This is a genomic window from Shewanella psychromarinicola (assembly GCF_003855155.1).
GTDB classification, from domain to species: domain Bacteria; phylum Pseudomonadota; class Gammaproteobacteria; order Enterobacterales; family Shewanellaceae; genus Shewanella; species Shewanella psychromarinicola.
Genome location: NZ_CP034073.1, coordinates 2,243,530 through 2,261,978, shown reverse-complemented (window position 1 = coordinate 2,261,978; position 18,449 = coordinate 2,243,530). Strand labels below are relative to the sequence as shown.

Annotated in this window: 17 protein-coding genes; 1 reads left to right on the top strand and 16 read right to left on the bottom strand. The window is 43.4% G+C overall.

Annotated elements, in window-relative coordinates; genetic code table 11:
- Positions 1–62: 62 nt before the first annotated feature.
- From EGC80_RS22970 to EGC80_RS09840, 12 genes are all read right to left on the bottom strand, one after another.
- The gene (locus tag EGC80_RS22970; protein ID WP_124012280.1) at positions 63–323 is read right to left on the bottom strand and encodes a hypothetical protein; all 261 of its coding nucleotides are present in this window, start codon (positions 321–323) and stop codon (positions 63–65) included.
- A 76-nt stretch (positions 324–399) separates the two neighbouring features.
- The gene (gene gabT, locus EGC80_RS09890) at positions 400–1,674 is read right to left on the bottom strand and encodes a 4-aminobutyrate--2-oxoglutarate transaminase (RefSeq protein WP_124012281.1); all 1,275 of its coding nucleotides are present in this window, start codon (positions 1,672–1,674) and stop codon (positions 400–402) included.
- Positions 1,675–1,685: 11 nt separating this feature from the next.
- Positions 1,686–3,134: an NADP-dependent succinate-semialdehyde dehydrogenase gene (gabD, locus tag EGC80_RS09885; protein ID WP_101034473.1), complete on the bottom strand. Its 1,449-nt coding sequence runs from the start codon at positions 3,132–3,134 to the stop codon at positions 1,686–1,688.
- A 68-nt stretch (positions 3,135–3,202) separates the two neighbouring features.
- Positions 3,203–4,489, bottom strand: a complete 1,287-nt coding sequence (locus EGC80_RS09880; RefSeq protein WP_124012282.1) for an NAD(P)/FAD-dependent oxidoreductase — start codon at positions 4,487–4,489, stop codon at positions 3,203–3,205.
- Positions 4,490–4,696: 207 nt separating this feature from the next.
- Complete coding sequence (locus EGC80_RS09875) at positions 4,697–5,512, bottom strand: ABC transporter permease subunit (protein ID WP_101034471.1); 816 nt, start codon at positions 5,510–5,512, stop codon at positions 4,697–4,699.
- On the bottom strand, positions 5,509–6,408 hold the full coding sequence (locus tag EGC80_RS09870; protein WP_124012283.1) for an ABC transporter permease subunit: 900 nt from the start codon (positions 6,406–6,408) through the stop codon (positions 5,509–5,511). Before EGC80_RS09870 ends, EGC80_RS09875 begins: the two co-directional genes overlap by 4 nt.
- A complete protein-coding gene (gene potA, locus EGC80_RS09865; RefSeq protein WP_101034469.1) occupies positions 6,405–7,541 on the bottom strand; it encodes a polyamine ABC transporter ATP-binding protein in 1,137 nt (378 codons plus the stop codon). Before potA ends, EGC80_RS09870 begins: the two co-directional genes overlap by 4 nt.
- A 158-nt stretch (positions 7,542–7,699) precedes the next feature.
- Positions 7,700–8,800 (bottom strand): polyamine ABC transporter substrate-binding protein, encoded by a 1,101-nt coding sequence (locus EGC80_RS09860; RefSeq protein ID WP_124012284.1) that lies wholly within the window; start codon positions 8,798–8,800, stop codon positions 7,700–7,702.
- 255 nt (positions 8,801–9,055) lie between these two features.
- Positions 9,056–10,456: an aspartate aminotransferase family protein gene (locus EGC80_RS09855; RefSeq protein WP_206191824.1), complete on the bottom strand. Its 1,401-nt coding sequence runs from the start codon at positions 10,454–10,456 to the stop codon at positions 9,056–9,058.
- A gap of 97 nt (positions 10,457–10,553) precedes the next feature.
- Positions 10,554–11,909, bottom strand: a complete 1,356-nt coding sequence (locus EGC80_RS09850; RefSeq protein ID WP_124012285.1) for a glutamine synthetase family protein — start codon at positions 11,907–11,909, stop codon at positions 10,554–10,556.
- Between the two features lie 2 nt (positions 11,910–11,911).
- Positions 11,912–12,676: a gamma-glutamyl-gamma-aminobutyrate hydrolase family protein gene (locus tag EGC80_RS09845; RefSeq protein WP_124012286.1), complete on the bottom strand. Its 765-nt coding sequence runs from the start codon at positions 12,674–12,676 to the stop codon at positions 11,912–11,914.
- A gap of 444 nt (positions 12,677–13,120) precedes the next feature.
- Positions 13,121–13,669, bottom strand: a complete 549-nt coding sequence (locus EGC80_RS09840; RefSeq protein ID WP_101034465.1) for a cupin domain-containing protein — start codon at positions 13,667–13,669, stop codon at positions 13,121–13,123.
- Positions 13,670–13,903: 234 nt separating this feature from the next.
- Between EGC80_RS09840 and EGC80_RS09835 the strand changes: the two genes are divergently transcribed.
- Positions 13,904–15,211, top strand: a complete 1,308-nt coding sequence (locus tag EGC80_RS09835) for an NAD(P)/FAD-dependent oxidoreductase (RefSeq protein ID WP_124012287.1) — start codon at positions 13,904–13,906, stop codon at positions 15,209–15,211.
- A gap of 194 nt (positions 15,212–15,405) precedes the next feature.
- Here EGC80_RS09835 and EGC80_RS09830 read toward each other — a convergent pair whose 3' ends face one another.
- The 4 genes from EGC80_RS09830 to EGC80_RS09815 all read right to left on the bottom strand — a co-directional run bounded on the left by EGC80_RS09830 (position 15,406) and on the right by EGC80_RS09815 (position 18,449).
- Entirely contained in the window at positions 15,406–16,122 is a 717-nt protein-coding gene (locus tag EGC80_RS09830) for a hypothetical protein (RefSeq protein WP_124012288.1), read from the bottom strand.
- A 580-nt stretch (positions 16,123–16,702) separates the two neighbouring features.
- Positions 16,703–17,359, bottom strand: coding sequence for a lipase family protein (locus tag EGC80_RS09825; protein ID WP_157822266.1), 657 nt, complete (start codon positions 17,357–17,359; stop codon positions 16,703–16,705).
- Positions 17,360–17,498: 139 nt separating this feature from the next.
- On the bottom strand, positions 17,499–17,738 hold the full coding sequence (locus EGC80_RS09820) for a PspC domain-containing protein (protein WP_124012289.1): 240 nt from the start codon (positions 17,736–17,738) through the stop codon (positions 17,499–17,501).
- 333 nt (positions 17,739–18,071) lie between these two features.
- Positions 18,072–18,449, bottom strand: a complete 378-nt coding sequence (locus tag EGC80_RS09815) for a hypothetical protein (protein WP_124012290.1) — start codon at positions 18,447–18,449, stop codon at positions 18,072–18,074.

The following is an 18,449-nucleotide window of genomic DNA, read 5'->3' as shown; positions in this document are numbered from 1 at the left end:
CACAGCTTATTGAGCTTGAGCCGAATCAGTCGACATACCTTCAACAAACACCATGGCTTGGCTTAAACGCGTCTGACCTCTGTCACATTGACCATCATTGACCCTGTTTCCATTACTGTTTTTATTACTGTTTCCATTGCCGTTTCCATCACAGTTTGCTTAGAGGCTTTAGCCACTTCAAGCGCGGTGGCACTCATTTGATTGACCGCGGTGACGCCACTTTTAATTTCGCCATATTGTCGATTAAAACTCTCACGAGTATGTTTGGCAATATCTGCCGACCTAATGCTTTGTGGTCGTGAACGATCGCCAACAACCCTCAATATTCAACCAAACCATGGATTAAAAAAAATCCCGCTTAATGCGGGATGTTATCGAAACGACTAGATCAGGATAAATTTAATTGAAGACACTATTAAATGTCGCATCCATAATGGCAAGCCCAGCATGGATTTGCTCATCAGGAGCCGTTAACGGTACCAATACGCGGATAACGTTACCGTAAGTGCCGCAAGACAGTAAAATCAGTCCACGGTTACGGGCTTCGGCTAAAATCTTAGCACTGTACTGAGGCGCAGGCTCACCATCTTCCATCAACTCGACAGCAATCATCGCACCTAATCCACGCACTTCAGCAATCTGCGAGTATTTAGCCTGCATATCGCCTAAAACAGACTTCAACATGGCACCAACATCATTGGCTCTGGCAAGCAATTGCTCTTCTTCAAACACTTCGATCACCGCTAATGCAGCAGCGCAAGCAATAGGACTACCACCATAAGTGCCACCTAAACCACCGGCAGTGACGGCATCCATCACTTCGGCTTTACCGGTAATACCAGACAGTGGGAAACCACCGGCAATCGACTTAGCAAACGTAGTAATATCTGCAGCAACGCCCATTTGCTCCATGGCAAAAAAGGTACCTGTACGTCCCGCGCCGGTTTGGACTTCATCGGCAATCAATACAATGCCATGGTTGTCGCACAATTGACGTAAGCGTTTCATAAATGATGGTGTAACCGCGTAAAAACCACCCTCACCTTGCACCGGTTCTAAAATAATGGCGGCGATGTCTGCAGGCTCTGCATCATTTTTAAAAATGCGTTCAATTGATGCCATCGAATCATCTTCAGACACGCCATGCATTTCACATGGAAACTCAGCCCGAAACACATTAGCAGACATCAAGCCCATGCCTTTACTATAAGGTGCCACTTTGCCGGTTAATGCTAGCGCAGCGATGGTTCGACCATGATAACCCGAAGTAAACGCAATAACGCCTGCACGTTTAGTATAAGCACGAGCGACTTTAACCGCGTTTTCAACCGCTTCTGAACCACTGGTAAATAGGGCCGTTTTTTTAGCAAAATCACCCGGCACTAAATGGTTAAGTTTTTCACATACGCTAATGTAACTTTCGTAACCCAAAACCATAAAACAAGTATGTGAAAATGCATCTAACTGTGCTGCCACAGCCGCTTTAACTTTAGGATGCAAATGGCCAGTATTAAGTACCGCAATACCACCGGCAAAATCAATATATTCACGACCTTCAACATCCCATACTGTGGCGTTTTGAGCACGTTCAGTAAAGATTGGGTGAATTTGCCCTACACCTTGTGCCACTGCCGCTTGGCGCCGTGCCATTAGTCCATCATTTGTTTTAGTCATAGCCTGCTCTCTTAAACTGACATGCAGATATATTTCATTTCAAGGTACTCTTCGATACCAAACTTAGACCCTTCGCGGCCTAATCCAGATGATTTAATGCCGCCAAAAGGCGCCACTTCTGTCGAGATCAATCCGGTGTTAACCCCCACCATGCCGTATTCCAAAGCTTCAGCGACCTTGTACACTAGCGAAATATCACGGCCATAAAAATACGCCGCTAAGCCAAATTCAGTGTCATTAGCCTGCTTAATCACATCATCCACTTCATCAAACTTAAACAAGGGGGCCAACGGACCAAAGGTTTCTTCGGTTGCCACTAACATCTCACGATTCACGCCCGTTAATATGGTCGGCTCGAAGAAATAGCCACCTAAAGCATGAGGTTTGCCACCGGCAATAATCTGCGCGCCTTTTGCTACTGCATCATCTAAATGACGCTGCACCTTTGCCACTGCATCTGCGTTAATTAATGGCCCTGTTGTCACGCCAGCGTCAGTACCTAAACCTACTTTGAGCTGAGTCACCGCCACGGCCAAACGTTTAGCAAACTCATCATAAACGCCCGCTTGCACATAAATGCGATTAGCACAGACACAGGTTTGACCGGCATTGCGATATTTGGCGATCATTGCGCCTTCAACAGCGGCATTTATATCGGCATCGTTGAACACAATAAATGGCGCATTACCACCCAGTTCAAGTGACAATTTCTTTAACGTAGGAGCGCATTGCTCCATCAGTTTAATGCCTACTGGCGTTGAGCCCGTAAACGACAACTTACGCACAATAGGGCTTTCACACATGGCTTTACCAATGGCGATTGAGTCACCGGTCACCACGCTCAATACACCGGCAGGAATACCAGCACGTTCAGCTAGTTCGGCTAAAGCCAGTGCAGTAAACGGCGTTTGTGGCGCAGGTTTCACGACCATAGTACAACCCGCCGCCAACGCTGGAGCCGCTTTACGGGTAATCATTGCCGCAGGAAAGTTCCATGGTGTAATTGCCGCGGTAACCCCTACAGGTTGTTTGATCACCGTAATGCGTTTATCCGCTTGATGCCCAGGGATCGTCACGCCATAAATGCGTTTGGCTTCTTCTGCAAACCATTCAATAAAGGATGCTGCGTAACCCACTTCACCTTTGGCTTCAGCAAGCGGTTTACCTTGCTCTGTGGTCATCAACAACGCTAAGTCATCGCTATGTTGATGGATTAACTCAAACCAACGACGCAACTTTTGGCCACGATCCTTAGCCGTTAATGCACGCCAGGCAGGGAGTGCTGCTTGTGCAGCATCGATTGCCGCAAGCGTTTCAGCACTGCCCATCACTGGGACATGGCCAATGACTTCATGGGTTGCTGGATTGGCTATCGCAATAGTTTGGCCATTATCGGCATTACGCCATTGCCCATTAATGTAGCACTGTTGACGTAATAAACTTGGATCGTTCAATTCCACAATATTCTCCTAAACTGACTCGCTGTACTCAACCTATTCGTACTCTATCTACCCGCACTCGACGTAGGTTAAATACCAAATTTATCTCTAAGGGTGTAATACCACGCACCTAGCGCACTAAATGGCACTCGTAGTGCATGTCCACCCGGGAAAGGGTAATGAGGTAACGCCGCAAAGGCATCAAACCGTGTGGCCTGGCCATTGAGCATTTCGGCTATGAGCTTACCCGCTAAATGAGTATAGGTAACACCATGACCGCTACAACCTTGGGAGTAATAAATATTGTCACCAATGCGGCCCACTTGGGGAAGGCGCGACAAGGTCATTAAAAAGTTACCGGTCCACGCATAATCAACCTTAACCCCTTTCAATTGCGGGAAGGTCTTTAATAACTTAGGCATAATCAAGGCTTCAATGTTGGCCGGATCGCGAGCACCATAAACCACGCCACCACCAAAAATAAGGCGTTTATCACCAGTAAGTCGGTAATAATCTAATAGGTAGTTACAGTCTTCAACGCAATAATCTTGCGGCAGTAGACTCGCCGCCATTTCATCGGATAATGGCTCAGTGGTAATCACTTGAGTGCCACAAGGCATGGATTTAGCTTGTAGCTCTGGCAATAATTTACCTAAATACGCATTACCAGCAACCACCACATATTTACAGTTAACTTGGCCTTGTGCTGTGTGTACAACCGGCGATGCACCGTCATCCACTTTAATGACCGCTGAATCTTCAAAAATTAGTCCACCGAGGGATTCCACTGCACGGGCTTCACCTAAAGCAAGGTTTAGCGGGTGAATATGTCCACCGCTTCTATCGAGTAAACCACCGACATAAATATCAGTATTGACTACGTTGCGAATGCCATCTTGGTCGAGTAACTCCAATTGGTTGTTATGACCATGAGCTTCCCACAATGATTTTTGACTCTGCAAATGGCCCATTTGCTTGGCATTCATGGCGGCAAAAACACCACCGTCTTTTAAGTCGCAATCAATGTTGTATTTGGCAATACGGTCACGGATAATCTGACCACCTTCGAACGCCATTTGACCAAATAACTTAGCTTGCTCTTTGCCGACAACGCCTTCAATAGAATCAATATCACGACTAAAAGAATTGACTATTTGGCCGCCGTTTCGACCGGAGGCTCCCCAGCCAATTCTTGCCGCTTCAAGCACCACCACTTTCATGCCGCTTTCTAATAAATGTAACGCAGAAGACAAGCCAGTATATCCAGCGCCGATAATGCAAACATCTGTTTCAATTGTAGATTCTAAGCGAGGACGCTCAACTTTATCATTAGCCGATGCAGCATAATATGAACTAGCATGAGGTGTGGCAGGCATAGCACTTCCTTTATAGGTTTAAAGCGTAATACAACTCACTCATCCTACACTTAAGCAAATTTAAACACTAGCATTTATCATATAATTTTTGACACTTTGTTGAATATATTAAACACTCATATCGCCAGAATACCTTAAATCAATTCTGAAAAATAAAAAGCCACACTGACATCAGCGTGGCTTCTATAGTCTGTTTATTCAGCGCTGTTATTCCATCGCTTCTTTAGCTTTTATCTCCGACCGACGCGCGAAATACCAAGACAAGAAGGCCACCAAAGACACGGCTAAAATAATAATCGTCGCTAGCGCGTTAATCTTAGGTGAAACCCCTAAACGCACTGACGAAAACACCACCATAGGCAAGGTTGTAGAACCCGGCCCTGAGGTAAAGCTGGCAATCACTAAGTCATCTAATGACAAGCTAAATGATAATAACCAGCCGGCGATAAGTGATGGCGCTATCATAGGGATAGTGATCAAAAAGAAGGTTTTTAATCGCGTTGCCCCCAAATCCATTGCAGCTTCTTCAATCGACAAATCCACTTCCCGCAGTCTTGACGACACCACCACCGCCACATAAGCGGCACAGAAAGTGGAATGGGCAATCCACACCGTAAACATGCCACGTTCAGTAGGCCAGCCAAAGGTCTCTGACATTTGTACAAATAGTAGTAACAAGGATAAACCGGTGATCACTTCAGGCATAACCAAAGGCGCGGTGATCATGTTAGACAAGGTTAACTTAGCCCATGACCGACGAAAACGAGTCATCACAAAGGCCGCCATCGTACCAATAATCACCGCCATGGTAGAGCTGTAAAAGGCGATGCGTAAACTGGTCCAGACGGCATTGAGTATTTGCTGATCCTCAAATAACTCACCATACCATTTAGCAGAAAAACCACCCCACACAGTCACTAATTTAGAGTCATTAAATGAATAAATGACCAAAATAAGCATTGGTGCATATAAAAACAGTAAACCCACCCACAACATCACTTTAGAGAAACTTAACTTCTTCATACCGCGTTCTCCATATTACGTGATTGATAACGATGGAATAAGGTTATCGGGATAATCAGTAACGCCAGCATCACAATCGCTAATGATGAAGCGACTGGCCAGTCGCGGTTATTAAAGAATTCTTGCCACAGCACTTTACCAATCATTAATGAGTCAGGGCCACCGAGCAATTCAGGAATAACGAACTCACCTACTGCAGGAATAAATACCAACATAGAGCCGGCTATGACCCCTCCCATAGATAATGGCAGGGTAATTTTCCAGAAGGTATTAATACTGCTGGAGCCTAAGTCTGAAGCCGCTTCAATTAAGCTTAAATCTAATTTCACCAAGGTGGCATAAAGTGGCAAAATCATAAACGGCAGGTAAGCGTAGATAATACCTATGTACACCGCAAAATTAGTATTGAGCATTTGAATCGGTTCTGAAATTACCCCTAACCAGGTCAAGGCATTATTAATTAAACCGTTGTTACTTAAAATACCCATCCAGGCATAAACGCGGATCAAAAATGAAGTCCACGACGGTAACATCACCAGAAGCAGCAATACCGCCTGTATTTTTACCGGGGCGCGGGCAATCGCGTAAGCCATGGGAAAACCAAGGACTAAACACCCAAGGGTCGCAATAAAGGCAATTTTTAATGATGAGAGGTAAGCCATATAATACATCGAATCTTGAAGTAACAATAAATAGTTACCCAGATTGACAAATATGTTGAGCGCCTCATCAACATAATTAAACGTTGGCTCGTAAGGTGGAATGGCAATCGCTGCAGTCGAAAAGCTCAGCTTTAATACAATGGCAAACGGTAAGGCAAAAAACAGCAACAACCACAGGTAAGGAATACCCATGGTGAGATGTCGACCTTTGAATAGCTTCAGTGGATTCTTCATGAGTTTAATACAACCCCGCTGGTGTCTTCCCAACTGATGTAAACCTCGTCTCCCCATGTAGGGTTATCGGAGCGGCGTTCACGGTTAATCATTGAGCATTGAACGATTTGGTTGTTTTCTAACTTAATGTAATACACCGACAAGCCACCAAGGTAGGCAATGTCGTGAACGACGCCATGAGCCCAGTTATATTCACGTTCGGGCTTCTGACGGCTAATAATGGTTTTTTCTGGGCGTAAGGCCAAAAATACATTTTTATTTTCTAGGCTGGTTGAAATACCGTGGCCAATATAAAATTGCTGCGATAAGGTCGGCGACTTAATAATCGCGTGATCGACTTCATCTTCAATGATTTCACCTTCAAATAAATTAACCGTACCAATAAATTCAGCCACCATGCGGCTAGCTGGCGCCTCGTAAATATCCATTGGACTGCCAGTTTGGGCAATCCAACCGTCATGCATAATCGAAATGCGTCCGGCCATGGTCATGGCTTCTTCCTGGTCATGGGTCACCATTACGCACGTTACGCCTACCGCTTCTAAAATATCGACCACTTCTAACTGCATTTGAGTACGCAGCTTTTTATCTAACGCGCCCATGGGTTCATCGAGTAATAGTAATTTGGGACGTTTTGCTAACGAGCGAGCCAAAGCGACACGCTGACGTTGTCCACCCGATAACTGATGCGGTTTACGTTTACCGTATTTTTCCATGTGCACCAGTTTCAGCATATCTTTGACGCGCACTTCAATATCGGCTTTGGGCATTTTGTCTTGCTTGAGTCCAAATGCAATATTTTGCTCAACTGTCATGTGCGGAAATAAGGCGTACGACTGGAACATCATATTAATCGGACGCTCATAAGGTGGCATATCAGTAATGTCGACACCATCAAGAAAAATACGTCCTTCGCTTGGCTTTTCAAAACCCGCTAAGATGCGCAGTAAGGTTGATTTACCAGAACCTGAACCGCCCAGCAGCGCAAATATTTCGCCACTGTTAATGGTAAGCGATACATCATCTACCGCACGCACATCATCGAAAAGTTTGCTTACGCGATCAATCCTAAGCAGTACTTTATCTTGCGTCTTTGTAGTGGGTTTATTGGTGACGCCCGAGGTGTTTACCATAATACTGCTCCGCCTTTTTGGAGTATGCGTACCGCAACAGAACAGCCTGTTTTAGGGCACGCGTAACAAACTGTTAAGTGGCTAAATGAGCCAATAAATACATCAATACTGCTATAAAAACAGGGCGAGGCTTCTCGCCCTGGTGCTAGTGAGTTAGATTATTGACCTGACTTCACTTTGGTCCAAGCACGTGTGACTACACGCTGAATTTTTAATGGACGAATATCACCAATGTATAATTTATCAATCACTGATTGTGGTGGATAAATGGCTGGATCGTTACGGATTGCTTCATCAACTAGCGCTTGCGCGGGAACGTTAGGGTTAGCGTAAGCAACATAGTTACTGATAGGGGCAATCACTTCAGGGCGAAGTAGATAGTTAATCAGTTTATGGGCGTTATCTACGTTAGTGGCATCTTTTGGAATGGCTAACATATCAAACCATAAGTTGGCGCCCTCTTTTGGAATAGAGTAACCAATCTTATTGCCGTTACCCGCTTCATCAGCACGTGCGGCAGCTTGGAACACGTCACCAGAGAAACCAAACGCGACACAGATATCACCGTTAGCTAAATCTGAAATATAACGCGATGAATGAAAGTAAGTGATGTAAGGACGCACTTTTTCCAATACTTCGGCGGCCTTTTGATAATCCGCAGGGTTTTTACTATTAGGATCTAAGCCTAAATAAATCAGTGCTTGAGGTAACATATCGTCGGCAGAATCTAACATCGAAAAACCACACGAGGCGATTTTCTCTGCATATTTTGGATTAAAAATAAGCTCTAAAGAATCAAATGGCGCATCTTCACCTAATACGGCTTTGACTTTGTCGATGTTATAGCCGATACCGTTGGTGCCCCATAGGTAAGGGATAGCGTGCTCGTTATCCGGATCCGCTTTTTGTAACTGCTTCATTAAATCAGGCTTTAAGTTGGCATAATTCGTCAGCTTAGCGCGATCTAACTTTTGAAAAGCACCCGCTTTAACTTGCTTAGCTAAAAAGTGATTAGACGGCACCACTATGTCATAGCCGCTGTGACCAGAAAGTAATTTTGCTTCAAGTACTTCATTACTATCAAACACATCATAAATAACACGGATACCGGTTTCTTTTTCAAAATTGGCTAGGGTATCTTCGGCAATATAATCCGACCAATTGTACATTTTAACCACTTCCTCGGCCTGAATAGCAGTGCTGGCAAACACGCCTGCTGTAATTAAGGCCAATGTGGATAGTTTTGTTAGTAGCTTCATACTTTCTCCTTGTTGGATAATGGTCAGCATGACACTGACATTCGTTTTTTTCGCTAGCCTTACCAGCGTGTAAAATCTTCTTTCTAATGAAAGAAATTATCCAATGCTACAACTTAACTATGCATCGGTATGGTTACAACAACATCGCTTTTCCCTTCAATATGAATGTTATCAACACATTTTCAATGATTAGATCCTTGCAATGCATTGGGTTAAACAATCACGATAAAACAATTACCATTCAGTTACTGAACCTTATTTAAGCGCTTTTACATACTGATAAGTATCATCTAGCGCATGCGTCGCTTTAGTGACTAGCTCGTCAATTTCAGCATGACTGATGGTCAACGGCGGCGAAATAATCATGGTGTCGCCGACTGAACGCATCACTAAACCGTGGGTGATACACGCATCGCGGCAATAGGTTCCCACGCCTACGTTGGCATCAAACCGCTGCCGTAACGATTTGTCTTTAACTAACTCGATGGCCGCAACCAAGCCGAGGCCGCGCACCTCACCCACTAATGGGTGTTGAGCTAATTGTTGTAAGCGCGACTGTAAATAAGGCGAAGTATCATTAGCCACACGTTCAACTAATTTTTCTCGCTCAATAATCGCAATATTCTCCAATGCCGCCGCCGCGGCAACTGGATGGCCAGAATAGGTAAAACCATGGGTAAACTCGCCACCATCTTGTTTGATTACGTCAGCCACTTTGTCTGCCACAATCACCCCGCCCATTGGCATGTAACCCGACGTCATGCCTTTAGCGATAGAAATAAGATCCGGTTGTAAATCAAAATACTCTGACGCAAACCATTTACCCGTGCGACCAAAACCGCTAATCACTTCATCAAGAATAAATAAAATATCGTATTTGGCTAAAATACGTTTTATTTCAGGCCAATAAGTTGACGGTGGAATAATGACTCCACCCGCACCTTGAAAAGGCTCAGCAATAAAAGCCGCTACATTGTCTTCGCCTAATTCAATAATTTTAGCTTCTAATTCCTGTGCAGTTTGCAATCCAAACGCTTCCACAGATAAATCTTTACCTTCGGCATACCAATAAGGTTGCGCGATATGCACCACACCAGGAATAGGTAAATCCCCCTGTTCATGCATGCCCGACATGCCGCCTAAACTGGCACCCGCAACGGTTGAACCATGATAAGCATTCACCCGACTGATGATGGTTTTCTTGCTCGGCTTGCCTTTTAAATCCCAGTAACGCCTCACCATGCGTAAATTGGTGTCGTTTGACTCAGAACCAGACCCCGTAAAAAAGACATTATTCATGTGAGCCGGTGCTAGCGAAGCAATTTTTTGAGCTAACTCAATAGCAGGAGGATGGGAGCATTGAAAAAAACTATTATAAAAAGGCAATTTCTGCATTTGTTGGCTGGCGGCATCCACAATAGACTGCCGACCATAGCCCACATTGACACACCATAAACCCGCCATGGCATCCAGCAGTTTATGACCCATGACATCCCACAAATACACCCCATCTGCCCGCTCTATCACCCGGGTTCCCTTTTGGGCTAACCCCTTTGAGTCGGTAAATGGGTGAATAAAATGCTGTTTGTCTGCAGTTTGCAGACGCTCAAGCTTGTGCTGCTGCTTCATCGCATCTGTCGATAATGGGTTTGTCATACTTATATCCTTTCAAGCAGATAGCAAACCCGTATGTATCTGCTATCTGCTGTTATCCACAAACATTCATAGTGTGAGCCAACGAGCTCAACCATCATTACACTGTTAGTAATAAGAACTCACGTTCCCACGAACTCACCACCCGTCTAAAGTTTTCAAGCTCCGCTTGTTTTACCGCCACAAAACCCGTGGTAAAGGATTGACCTAAATACTCAATACAGGCATCGCTGCTTTGCATGGCCACTAAGGCTTCTTCTAAGGTCAAAGGTAAGCAGTTGTCATTATTTGTTCGGCTATCGTTCGACTTACCTGTCACAGGTGTAGAAGGTTTTAAGTCATCAACCATACCGATATAACCACATAATAAGCTGGCAGCAATCGAGAGATAACAGTTAGCATCTGCACCCGGGATACGGTTTTCAATACGACGATTTTGTGGCGATGATTCAGGAATACGTAAACCACAGGTGCGATTTTCAACACCCCATTCAAGATTTACTGGCGCAGAGGTGCCTGGCAAAAAGCGACGGAAAGAGTTAGGACTTGGCGCCATTAACGGTAACAATTCAGGAATGTACTGCTGTAACCCTGCAATATAACTAAGGAATAATTTACTTTGAGTGCCATCTTCTTTGGTGAAAATGTTTTTACCGGTTTTAATATCAAGCACGCTTTGGTGAATGTGCATGGCACTGCCAGGCTCATCGGTAACGGGCTTAGCCATAAAGGTGGCACAAACATCATGTTTTAAGGCTGCTTCTTTCAATGTACGCTTAAAAATGAACACCTGATCGGCTAATGACAATGCATTACCGTGGCTGAAGTTAATCTCCATTTGCGCGGGACCGTCTTCATGGATCAAGGTATCAATATCTAACCCTTGGATTTCACACCAATCATACATGTCTTCAAACAGTGGATCGTATTCGTTAGCGGCGTCGATAGAGAAAGACTGACGTCCTGCTTCTGGGCGACCAGAACGCCCAATAGGCGGCTTAAGCGGTAAGTCATGATCGTCAGAACGTTTGGTGAGATAAAACTCCATTTCTGGTGCAATAACCGGTTGCCAACCTTTATCTTCATAAAGCTTAAGGACTTTCTTCAGCACGTTACGCGGTGATAATTCAATGGGATTGCCCATACGATCATAACAATCATGGATGACCTGGGCAGTAGCCTCAACGGTCCATGGCAACATAAACACCGCATTTTCGTCTGGTACGCAGACAAAATCGATATCAGCATCATCAAGAAGTTGATAATAAACATCCTCATTAATGAAATCACCTGTGACCGTTTGCAGTAATACGCTCTCAGGTAAACGCATGCCTTTTTCTGAGACAAACTTATCCACTGGGGCAATTTTGCCGCGCGCAATCCCTGTCATATCACTAATAACACATTCTACTTCGGTAATTTTTTTGTCTTTTAAAAAAGCGATTAACTTATCCATTTTTATCTCACTTGTGTTGCCGCATGATGTCTACAGGCCTGTCCGAATGCTTCGAAAATTGCAGTATAGAATGCATTTTCGGTTACTTTCCATTCAGGATGCCATTGGACACCTAATGCAAAATTTTTAGCATCTTTAACAGAAAATGCTTCCACTAATCCGTCTGGAGCAAATGCTTCTGGCTGCAACCCCTCACCTAGGCGCTCCACGCCTTGAGTATGAACAGAGTTAACCTCTGCAGTGTCACAGCCCCATGCATCGTGAAGGAGCCCACCCGCAACGAGATTAACTTGATGCGAAATACCATACTGCACATCTAATGGGGCTTTCTTATCTTCACTGTGTTCAATATATTTACCAACGTCATGTAGCTTCTGATACAAACTGCCGCCGAACACCACGTTCATCTCTTGAAAACCACGACAAATACCGAATACGGGGATCCCTGCATCAATGGCGGCTTTTATCAGCGGTAAGGTTGTTGCATCACGCTTAGGATCGTGATGAGTGCCGTCCTCACTAATAGGACCTTGGTAATGGTGAGGTTCAACATTCGATGGTGAGCCCGTAAAAAGGATACCGTCGAGACGAGCAAGAATAGCGTCAATGGGCAAATCGACACCAAGTGATGGGATCACCAAAGGGAACCCTTTCGCGCCATTGACCACACTCAACAAATATTTTTCACCCACAATGTTAAATGGATGCAGACCAATTTGCTGATTGCACGCTACTACCCCAATAAGAGGAAGACCTGACTGAGACATATCTCACCTTAAGCAAAGAATAGTGATGAACTTATCATTTACGTGTTCATTTTTTCACACACTACACGGATTTTTTTAGCTAGGCAAGAGGATAACTGAGGATAAAAACAATTTTTAATAAAAATAAATTAAAACACTTTAGAAACATACTGATAACTTTAAAATAGCCATAATGCCAAAAAAAACTATCTGACTGACTTTGCTTAAATCTCGCCAAAAAATGCGCCAAAATGGGGAGGGAATGCACAAAAAAAGGGAATGCATTGCTTAATATTCTTTACACAAGATAATAATGACATGCTAGGAATACCATCGAAAATAGATGAAACCCTAAAAATCATCAGCGACTAACTCGTTGGGAATAGCCTGATTTATTGATTATCTTACACTATTCCCTTAAGCCGTCGAGTTAGACATAAGCAGTAAAAGCTAAAGTGAAAACCGTTAAAAATCGGCTGAAGTGGTGGCACTCATTAACTGACAAGGCTGTTCAAATGGGTTACGAAATCGATGGGGGTGTTCACTATTAAAATAATAACTGTCACCTTTTTCAAGGATAAACACCTCTTCACCAACAGTCAGCTCAATCTTACCTTCAACAACGATGCCGCCCTCTTCACCCTTATGTTGCAGCATTTCAGCACCCGTATCAGCATTGACAGGATAAGTCTCACTCATCACCGACATTGCACGGTTTGGGTAGTCACGGCCGATAAGTTTATACACTAACTCACCGGTACCGATATCCAATAACTCATTACCACGGTAAACCACTTTCTGATCACCAATAGAGCCATCATCAATCGAGAAGAAATCTACCAATGACATCGGGATACCCGCTAACACTTTTTTAAGTGAACTCACCGATGGACTAACACTGTTTTTCTCAATCATTGAAATTGTACTGTTGGTAACCCCTGCACGCTTGGCTAACTCGCGTTGAGATAACCCTTTCAATTTGCGAACAGCTTTTAGGTTTGCACCAATATCCAAATTCGTTCTCCTAGTAAATGTTGACCCATGACTTGTTATTAAAGTGTTGCAGATTATTAACACTTTAACAAAAAAATGCTAGCGATCAAGCATGATAACTTGCTTAAATCAAAGCAATTGTATTTTACACTAAATAAGTGTTAAATAAAATGCACACCCTAGATGACTTACACTGCATCTGACTATTCATTTAAACGTTATGATTATAATCGCAATCAATAGCTTGGAGTATTTATGCCACGTAAATCCCCGATCCATAGCCAACACTACCCAGACTCCTTTTATGTGGCGACCGCAAAAGAGCTTTACTCGCATCCCAAGCTAACCGAACAGCTAACTGTCGATGTGTGTATTGTTGGCGGTGGATTTAGTGGCATTAATACCGCCATTGAACTCAGACAACGTGGCTACAGTGTCGCATTGCTCGAAGCTAAACGCATTGGCTGGGGCGCCTCGGGACGCAATGGTGGTGAGTTGATCCGTGGGATCGGTCATGACGCCACCCAGTTCCGTAATCAAATTGGCGACGAAGGCGTAAAAGCCATTCAGCAAATGGGTTTTGAAGCGGTTGATATCGTTACCGAGCGCATTGCCGAGCACAAAATCGATTGCGACTTACACATGGGTTATTGTGATTTAGCCGTAAAGCCACGGCACATGGATGATTTAGCGGCAGAATACCAAGATCTGAAAGACCAAGGTTATCAAAAATCAATCAAACTGCTTGATCGTTCGCAAATTGGTGACGTTATCGGTTCAGACTTTTACCAAGGCGCCTTGGTCGATATGGGCAGCGGACATTTACACCCACTTAATTTAGCCCTAGGCGAAGCACGTGTTGCACGTGAACTTGGTGCCCAATTATTTGAATACAGCGCCGCAGAAAAAATCATCAAGGGCAGTAAACCCAAAGTGATCACCGCCGAAGGTGAAGTGATCTGTGACTATCTGGTATTGGCAGGCAATGGTTATATCGGCAATACATTAAGCCCTTTTCTTGGCGGGAAAGTGTTGCCAACAGGCACCTATTTATTAGCCACAGAACCGTTAACCGAACAACAATGTGCCAGTGTTATTCCGCAAAATATGGCCTTTGCCGACATGCGTGTGGCGTTAGATTACTTCCACTTATCAGCAGACCGCCGCCTACTCTTTGGTGGTTTATGTACTTATTCAGGTAAAGACCCCAAAAATATTGAAGCTGAATTAAGGCCTAATCTTGAAAAGGTCTTCCCACAATTAAAAGGCATCAAAATTGATTATGAATGGGGTGGCATGATGGGTATCGGCGCCAATCGGATGCCGCAAATCGGCCGTTTACCTGACGCAGCCAACATCTACTTTGCCCAAGCCTATGCCGGCCATGGGGTGAACGCCACTCACATGGCCGCAAGGTTAATTGCTGAAGCGATTAGCCAGCAGTCACAGCGTATTGATGTGTTTAATGATATTAAGCACATGACCTTCCCCGGTGGACCTATGTTGCGATCGCCATTGCTGGCAGCAGGGATGTTGTACCACAGAATGAAGGATTTGCTTTAGGGTTGATGGATTTGCTGTGGGTTGGCAAAAGGGTCAACCTTTACATCTTTTTATGGCCTACGGCCACTAACGTCGTGGCGCTTCACCCACACCAGACTTTTCAAACTTCGTTTGAATTAAGATCGCAAGGTGAAACCTTGCGATCTTAAGCGTTAGTGGCCGCAGGCCATCACTTAAAAGACAAGCTAACTTAATTACAATTGCTGCAACCTTTGTGCATGCTGCATCAGTAAAGTGTCCAATACTTCAGGGCTTAAGCTAAATATTTGTACAATTTCTTCGCCAGTTTTAGAAACCGTTGCTTGCTTGTCTTCAAAAGTAATATGTAAACCTAACGCCTTTAACGTTTGCTGGTCATAACTATATAATGGCGTGTCTCGTTTACCTTTTAAGCCTGGCATCATCCCCAATACCGTGACAGCTTGATTGACCTTAACCATGTCAAAAAAGACGCGCTCGGCCTCTGCCCACGCCATAATATATTCAACCATACTTTTGTTGTACTTATGGAAGTCTTCCGAGCCGTATAATAGTGGTTGTAACACCCCACCATGCCAACCTAACAGGGCATCTTGTTTTATAGTCACTTCATCACTGGCGGTTACAACATAATTAGCACAAGATGACGCACAGACTTTATCAACTGTGACCTTTAATTTGTGCTGATATACCAACTCTCCTAATCGTATGCCAGCAAGTACATCTCCCCCACCACTGTTAATAATCAATGAGGTTATTTGAGTTGGACTATTTGCCATGCCTTGTTCAAAAGCGGCAACATTATCTGGATCAATTTCACCGCTATAATTAATGACAGAGGGCAATAAGGGGTCGATAACAAGGCTAAAAGGAGGTTGTTTACTTGCGCAACCAGTTAAGGTTAGCAGCATGGCTAGCAGTAGATAACGCATTCATATTCCATCATGATGTTGAGTTCGCAAGAAATTAGCATAACAAGTTCATTATTCACAAGTAAATAATGTAACGCCCTCGATAATATTGATTAATCAGACTCTAACTGAACATTATCGCCAGAGACTTATCATTGCAGGCTAGCTTTCGCGGTACAGGTCGTTCATTGGCATCTGAACCATATGGATTTGGGAAATGTCATTATGATGTCGGAAACATCATTGACCGTGCCATCACTACATTCGTGAATCCATTCACATCAGATCCCCATTGGAAGCGTTAGCATTTTCACTCTTTACTGTAAGATGAACCGAGGAACGCTAAAACTAAGTCAAAAGCAGGATCAATCCCCATGGCGACCTTTTCGCTTCTGTTGTTTAAGTCAATGGGGAAAATATTGCCGGAATGGCTGGGCCCAATTCTCTTATAAAAGAGTAAAGAGGGAACAGCCGTTGGTTTCCTCTTGGTCTGGTGTTGCAAAAATAAGCCACTCATTTTTTAAAGTACTAAAGGATCTGAAAAGCGTCAGGCAGCATTCTTTATTATAAAATAATTCACAATAAGAGAGGCTCATCTGTGTTAGGGCGAAACTATACTATGCTGAAACTTCCCTGTTTTTAGGAAACTTTTAACTTGCCTAATCACTTCGTCATTTCGCATAAGAAATGGGTGAGAAACGGGGAGAATTATGTGATCAGCCATCCCTTCCACCTTTGTGTTCTCGACTGACACCTTACCGTCATCAGGATTTGGAAGCATTTGAGAAAGTATTGGGTTAATAGTTGAACTGCCTGCTATTATTCCTACTGGATAGGTGACCGCCCCAAGTAAGTTTGGAACACTTGTTTTATCAGTACTTAATTCCATACCCGCTGGACCATTAATAAATTCAAAACCTGGAACATTTTTTAGTTTATCAACAACCTCACTTCCTTTATTCGGCGGACCTAGCATTACCACACGGCCTAGGCGTTCTAGTTTGTTATCGCTTAAATATTTACGTAACACAATCCCACCAAGAGAATGTGTCACAAAATTTATGATTACGTTAGGTTTACATTGAGCTATAGCATTAGGAAGGTAATCTGTGGCTATACTCTCAATATTATGCTGCGTTGATGGGTAGTCAAAATTCACGACGGTATAACCTGCCTCTTTAAGCTTCGTCTCCATTTTATTCATAGAGCTATCGGAACGAGCCATCCCATGAAGTAATACAACACACTCTTCAGACATAGAAAAAGAACTCCATAAGTACAAAATGAAACAAAATAATCTTATTTTCATACGCCATTCTCGATATTACGCCCTAACACTTGGGATAAGAACGAGGCTTCGCGCGGCCTATCCTTATTTGTTAGCTGCCATATTTTCTTTATAACTTCTTTCGCCGTAAGTGACGAGCCATCGCTTCTGTCGTCGGATATTTGGGTAAAACTAACCACAAAACAACATAAGCCAATACAGGAATCGCAAAAAACAAGCTAGTTAACAAAAATGCTAACCTAATGCCGTTTTTTCGCAAATTATAATATTCCGCAATACCTGAACAAACTCCAGCAAGAATCGCGGATTCTCCACGAGTTAGAACTTTTATATTATCTAGACTTTCCATGCCACATCCATATTAATCGGTATGTTTTATGCTATAAGAATTTGCTTTTTTTGATGCTGAATCTGGGCTGTAGAGCAGTTTTAAACAGAATATATTGCGTGATTTGTATGTATTCCATTGAAATTCCCTTGTCATTGTAGTGTTCCATCACATCTTTTTAAGTCTAGCTGATTCAATGAGGATAATATACTCGATTGAGTCAGCATTTGGCTCCGCGCAGCGGCTTAGTTCAACGCCTAATTAACAGGCAAAAAATTGTTGGCTAAAATAAGTGAACGGAGTGAACAAAAAGTCAACGGTTTTTTGTTCCGTTTAAAGTCTCTTGTTAAGCCTCTATTCACTGAAAATCCCAATATAATTGAGCAATACTAATAAAGCTCCAGACAGTCCAGTAGTTGTTAATACCCAATAAAACACAAAACCTAATACCTGATCAAATTTGGTTGTATTTTCATATAATACGGTTGCATTAGCATAAAAGAATGAAAATTTACTCTTTTCGATTTTCCGAGTCCAAGACCTTGGAAGAGAAAATGCTTGAGCTACATTAATAATATCCCAACCACTGGCATACTCGACACCGAGTAGACCTTTAGTTTTAGGGTTTTTCCTTAACTTCCGTACAGTGATTTGTCCAAAAGCAACATATAAGACACCGCTCACCATTGAGGCAGCGATCATTACTCCAACTAGCATTGTTATAGTATTCAT

Bases quoted from the DNA above. Each gene is read 5' to 3' on its own strand.
- EGC80_RS09815 (WP_124012290.1), bottom strand. From the start codon at position 18,449: ATGAATACTATAACAATGCTAGTTGGAGTAATGATCGCTGCCTCAATG.
- potA (WP_101034469.1), bottom strand. From the start codon at position 7,541: ATGGTAAACACCTCGGGCGTCACCAATAAACCCACTACAAAGACGCAA.
- EGC80_RS09820 (WP_124012289.1), bottom strand. From the start codon at position 17,738: ATGGAAAGTCTAGATAATATAAAAGTTCTAACTCGTGGAGAATCCGCG.
- EGC80_RS09880 (WP_124012282.1), bottom strand. From the start codon at position 4,489: ATGCCTGCCACACCTCATGCTAGTTCATATTATGCTGCATCGGCTAAT.
- EGC80_RS09830 (WP_124012288.1), bottom strand. From the start codon at position 16,122: ATGCGTTATCTACTGCTAGCCATGCTGCTAACCTTAACTGGTTGCGCA.
- EGC80_RS09850 (WP_124012285.1), bottom strand. From the start codon at position 11,909: ATGGATAAGTTAATCGCTTTTTTAAAAGACAAAAAAATTACCGAAGTA.
- EGC80_RS09845 (WP_124012286.1), bottom strand. From the start codon at position 12,676: ATGTCTCAGTCAGGTCTTCCTCTTATTGGGGTAGTAGCGTGCAATCAG.
- EGC80_RS09875 (WP_101034471.1), bottom strand. From the start codon at position 5,512: ATGAAGAAGTTAAGTTTCTCTAAAGTGATGTTGTGGGTGGGTTTACTG.
- EGC80_RS09835 (WP_124012287.1), top strand. From the start codon at position 13,904: ATGCCACGTAAATCCCCGATCCATAGCCAACACTACCCAGACTCCTTT.
- EGC80_RS09825 (WP_157822266.1), bottom strand. From the start codon at position 17,359: ATGTCTGAAGAGTGTGTTGTATTACTTCATGGGATGGCTCGTTCCGAT.
- gabT (WP_124012281.1), bottom strand. From the start codon at position 1,674: ATGACTAAAACAAATGATGGACTAATGGCACGGCGCCAAGCGGCAGTG.
- EGC80_RS09870 (WP_124012283.1), bottom strand. From the start codon at position 6,408: ATGAAGAATCCACTGAAGCTATTCAAAGGTCGACATCTCACCATGGGT.
- EGC80_RS09860 (WP_124012284.1), bottom strand. From the start codon at position 8,800: ATGAAGCTACTAACAAAACTATCCACATTGGCCTTAATTACAGCAGGC.
- EGC80_RS09855 (WP_206191824.1), bottom strand. From the start codon at position 10,456: ATGACAAACCCATTATCGACAGATGCGATGAAGCAGCAGCACAAGCTT.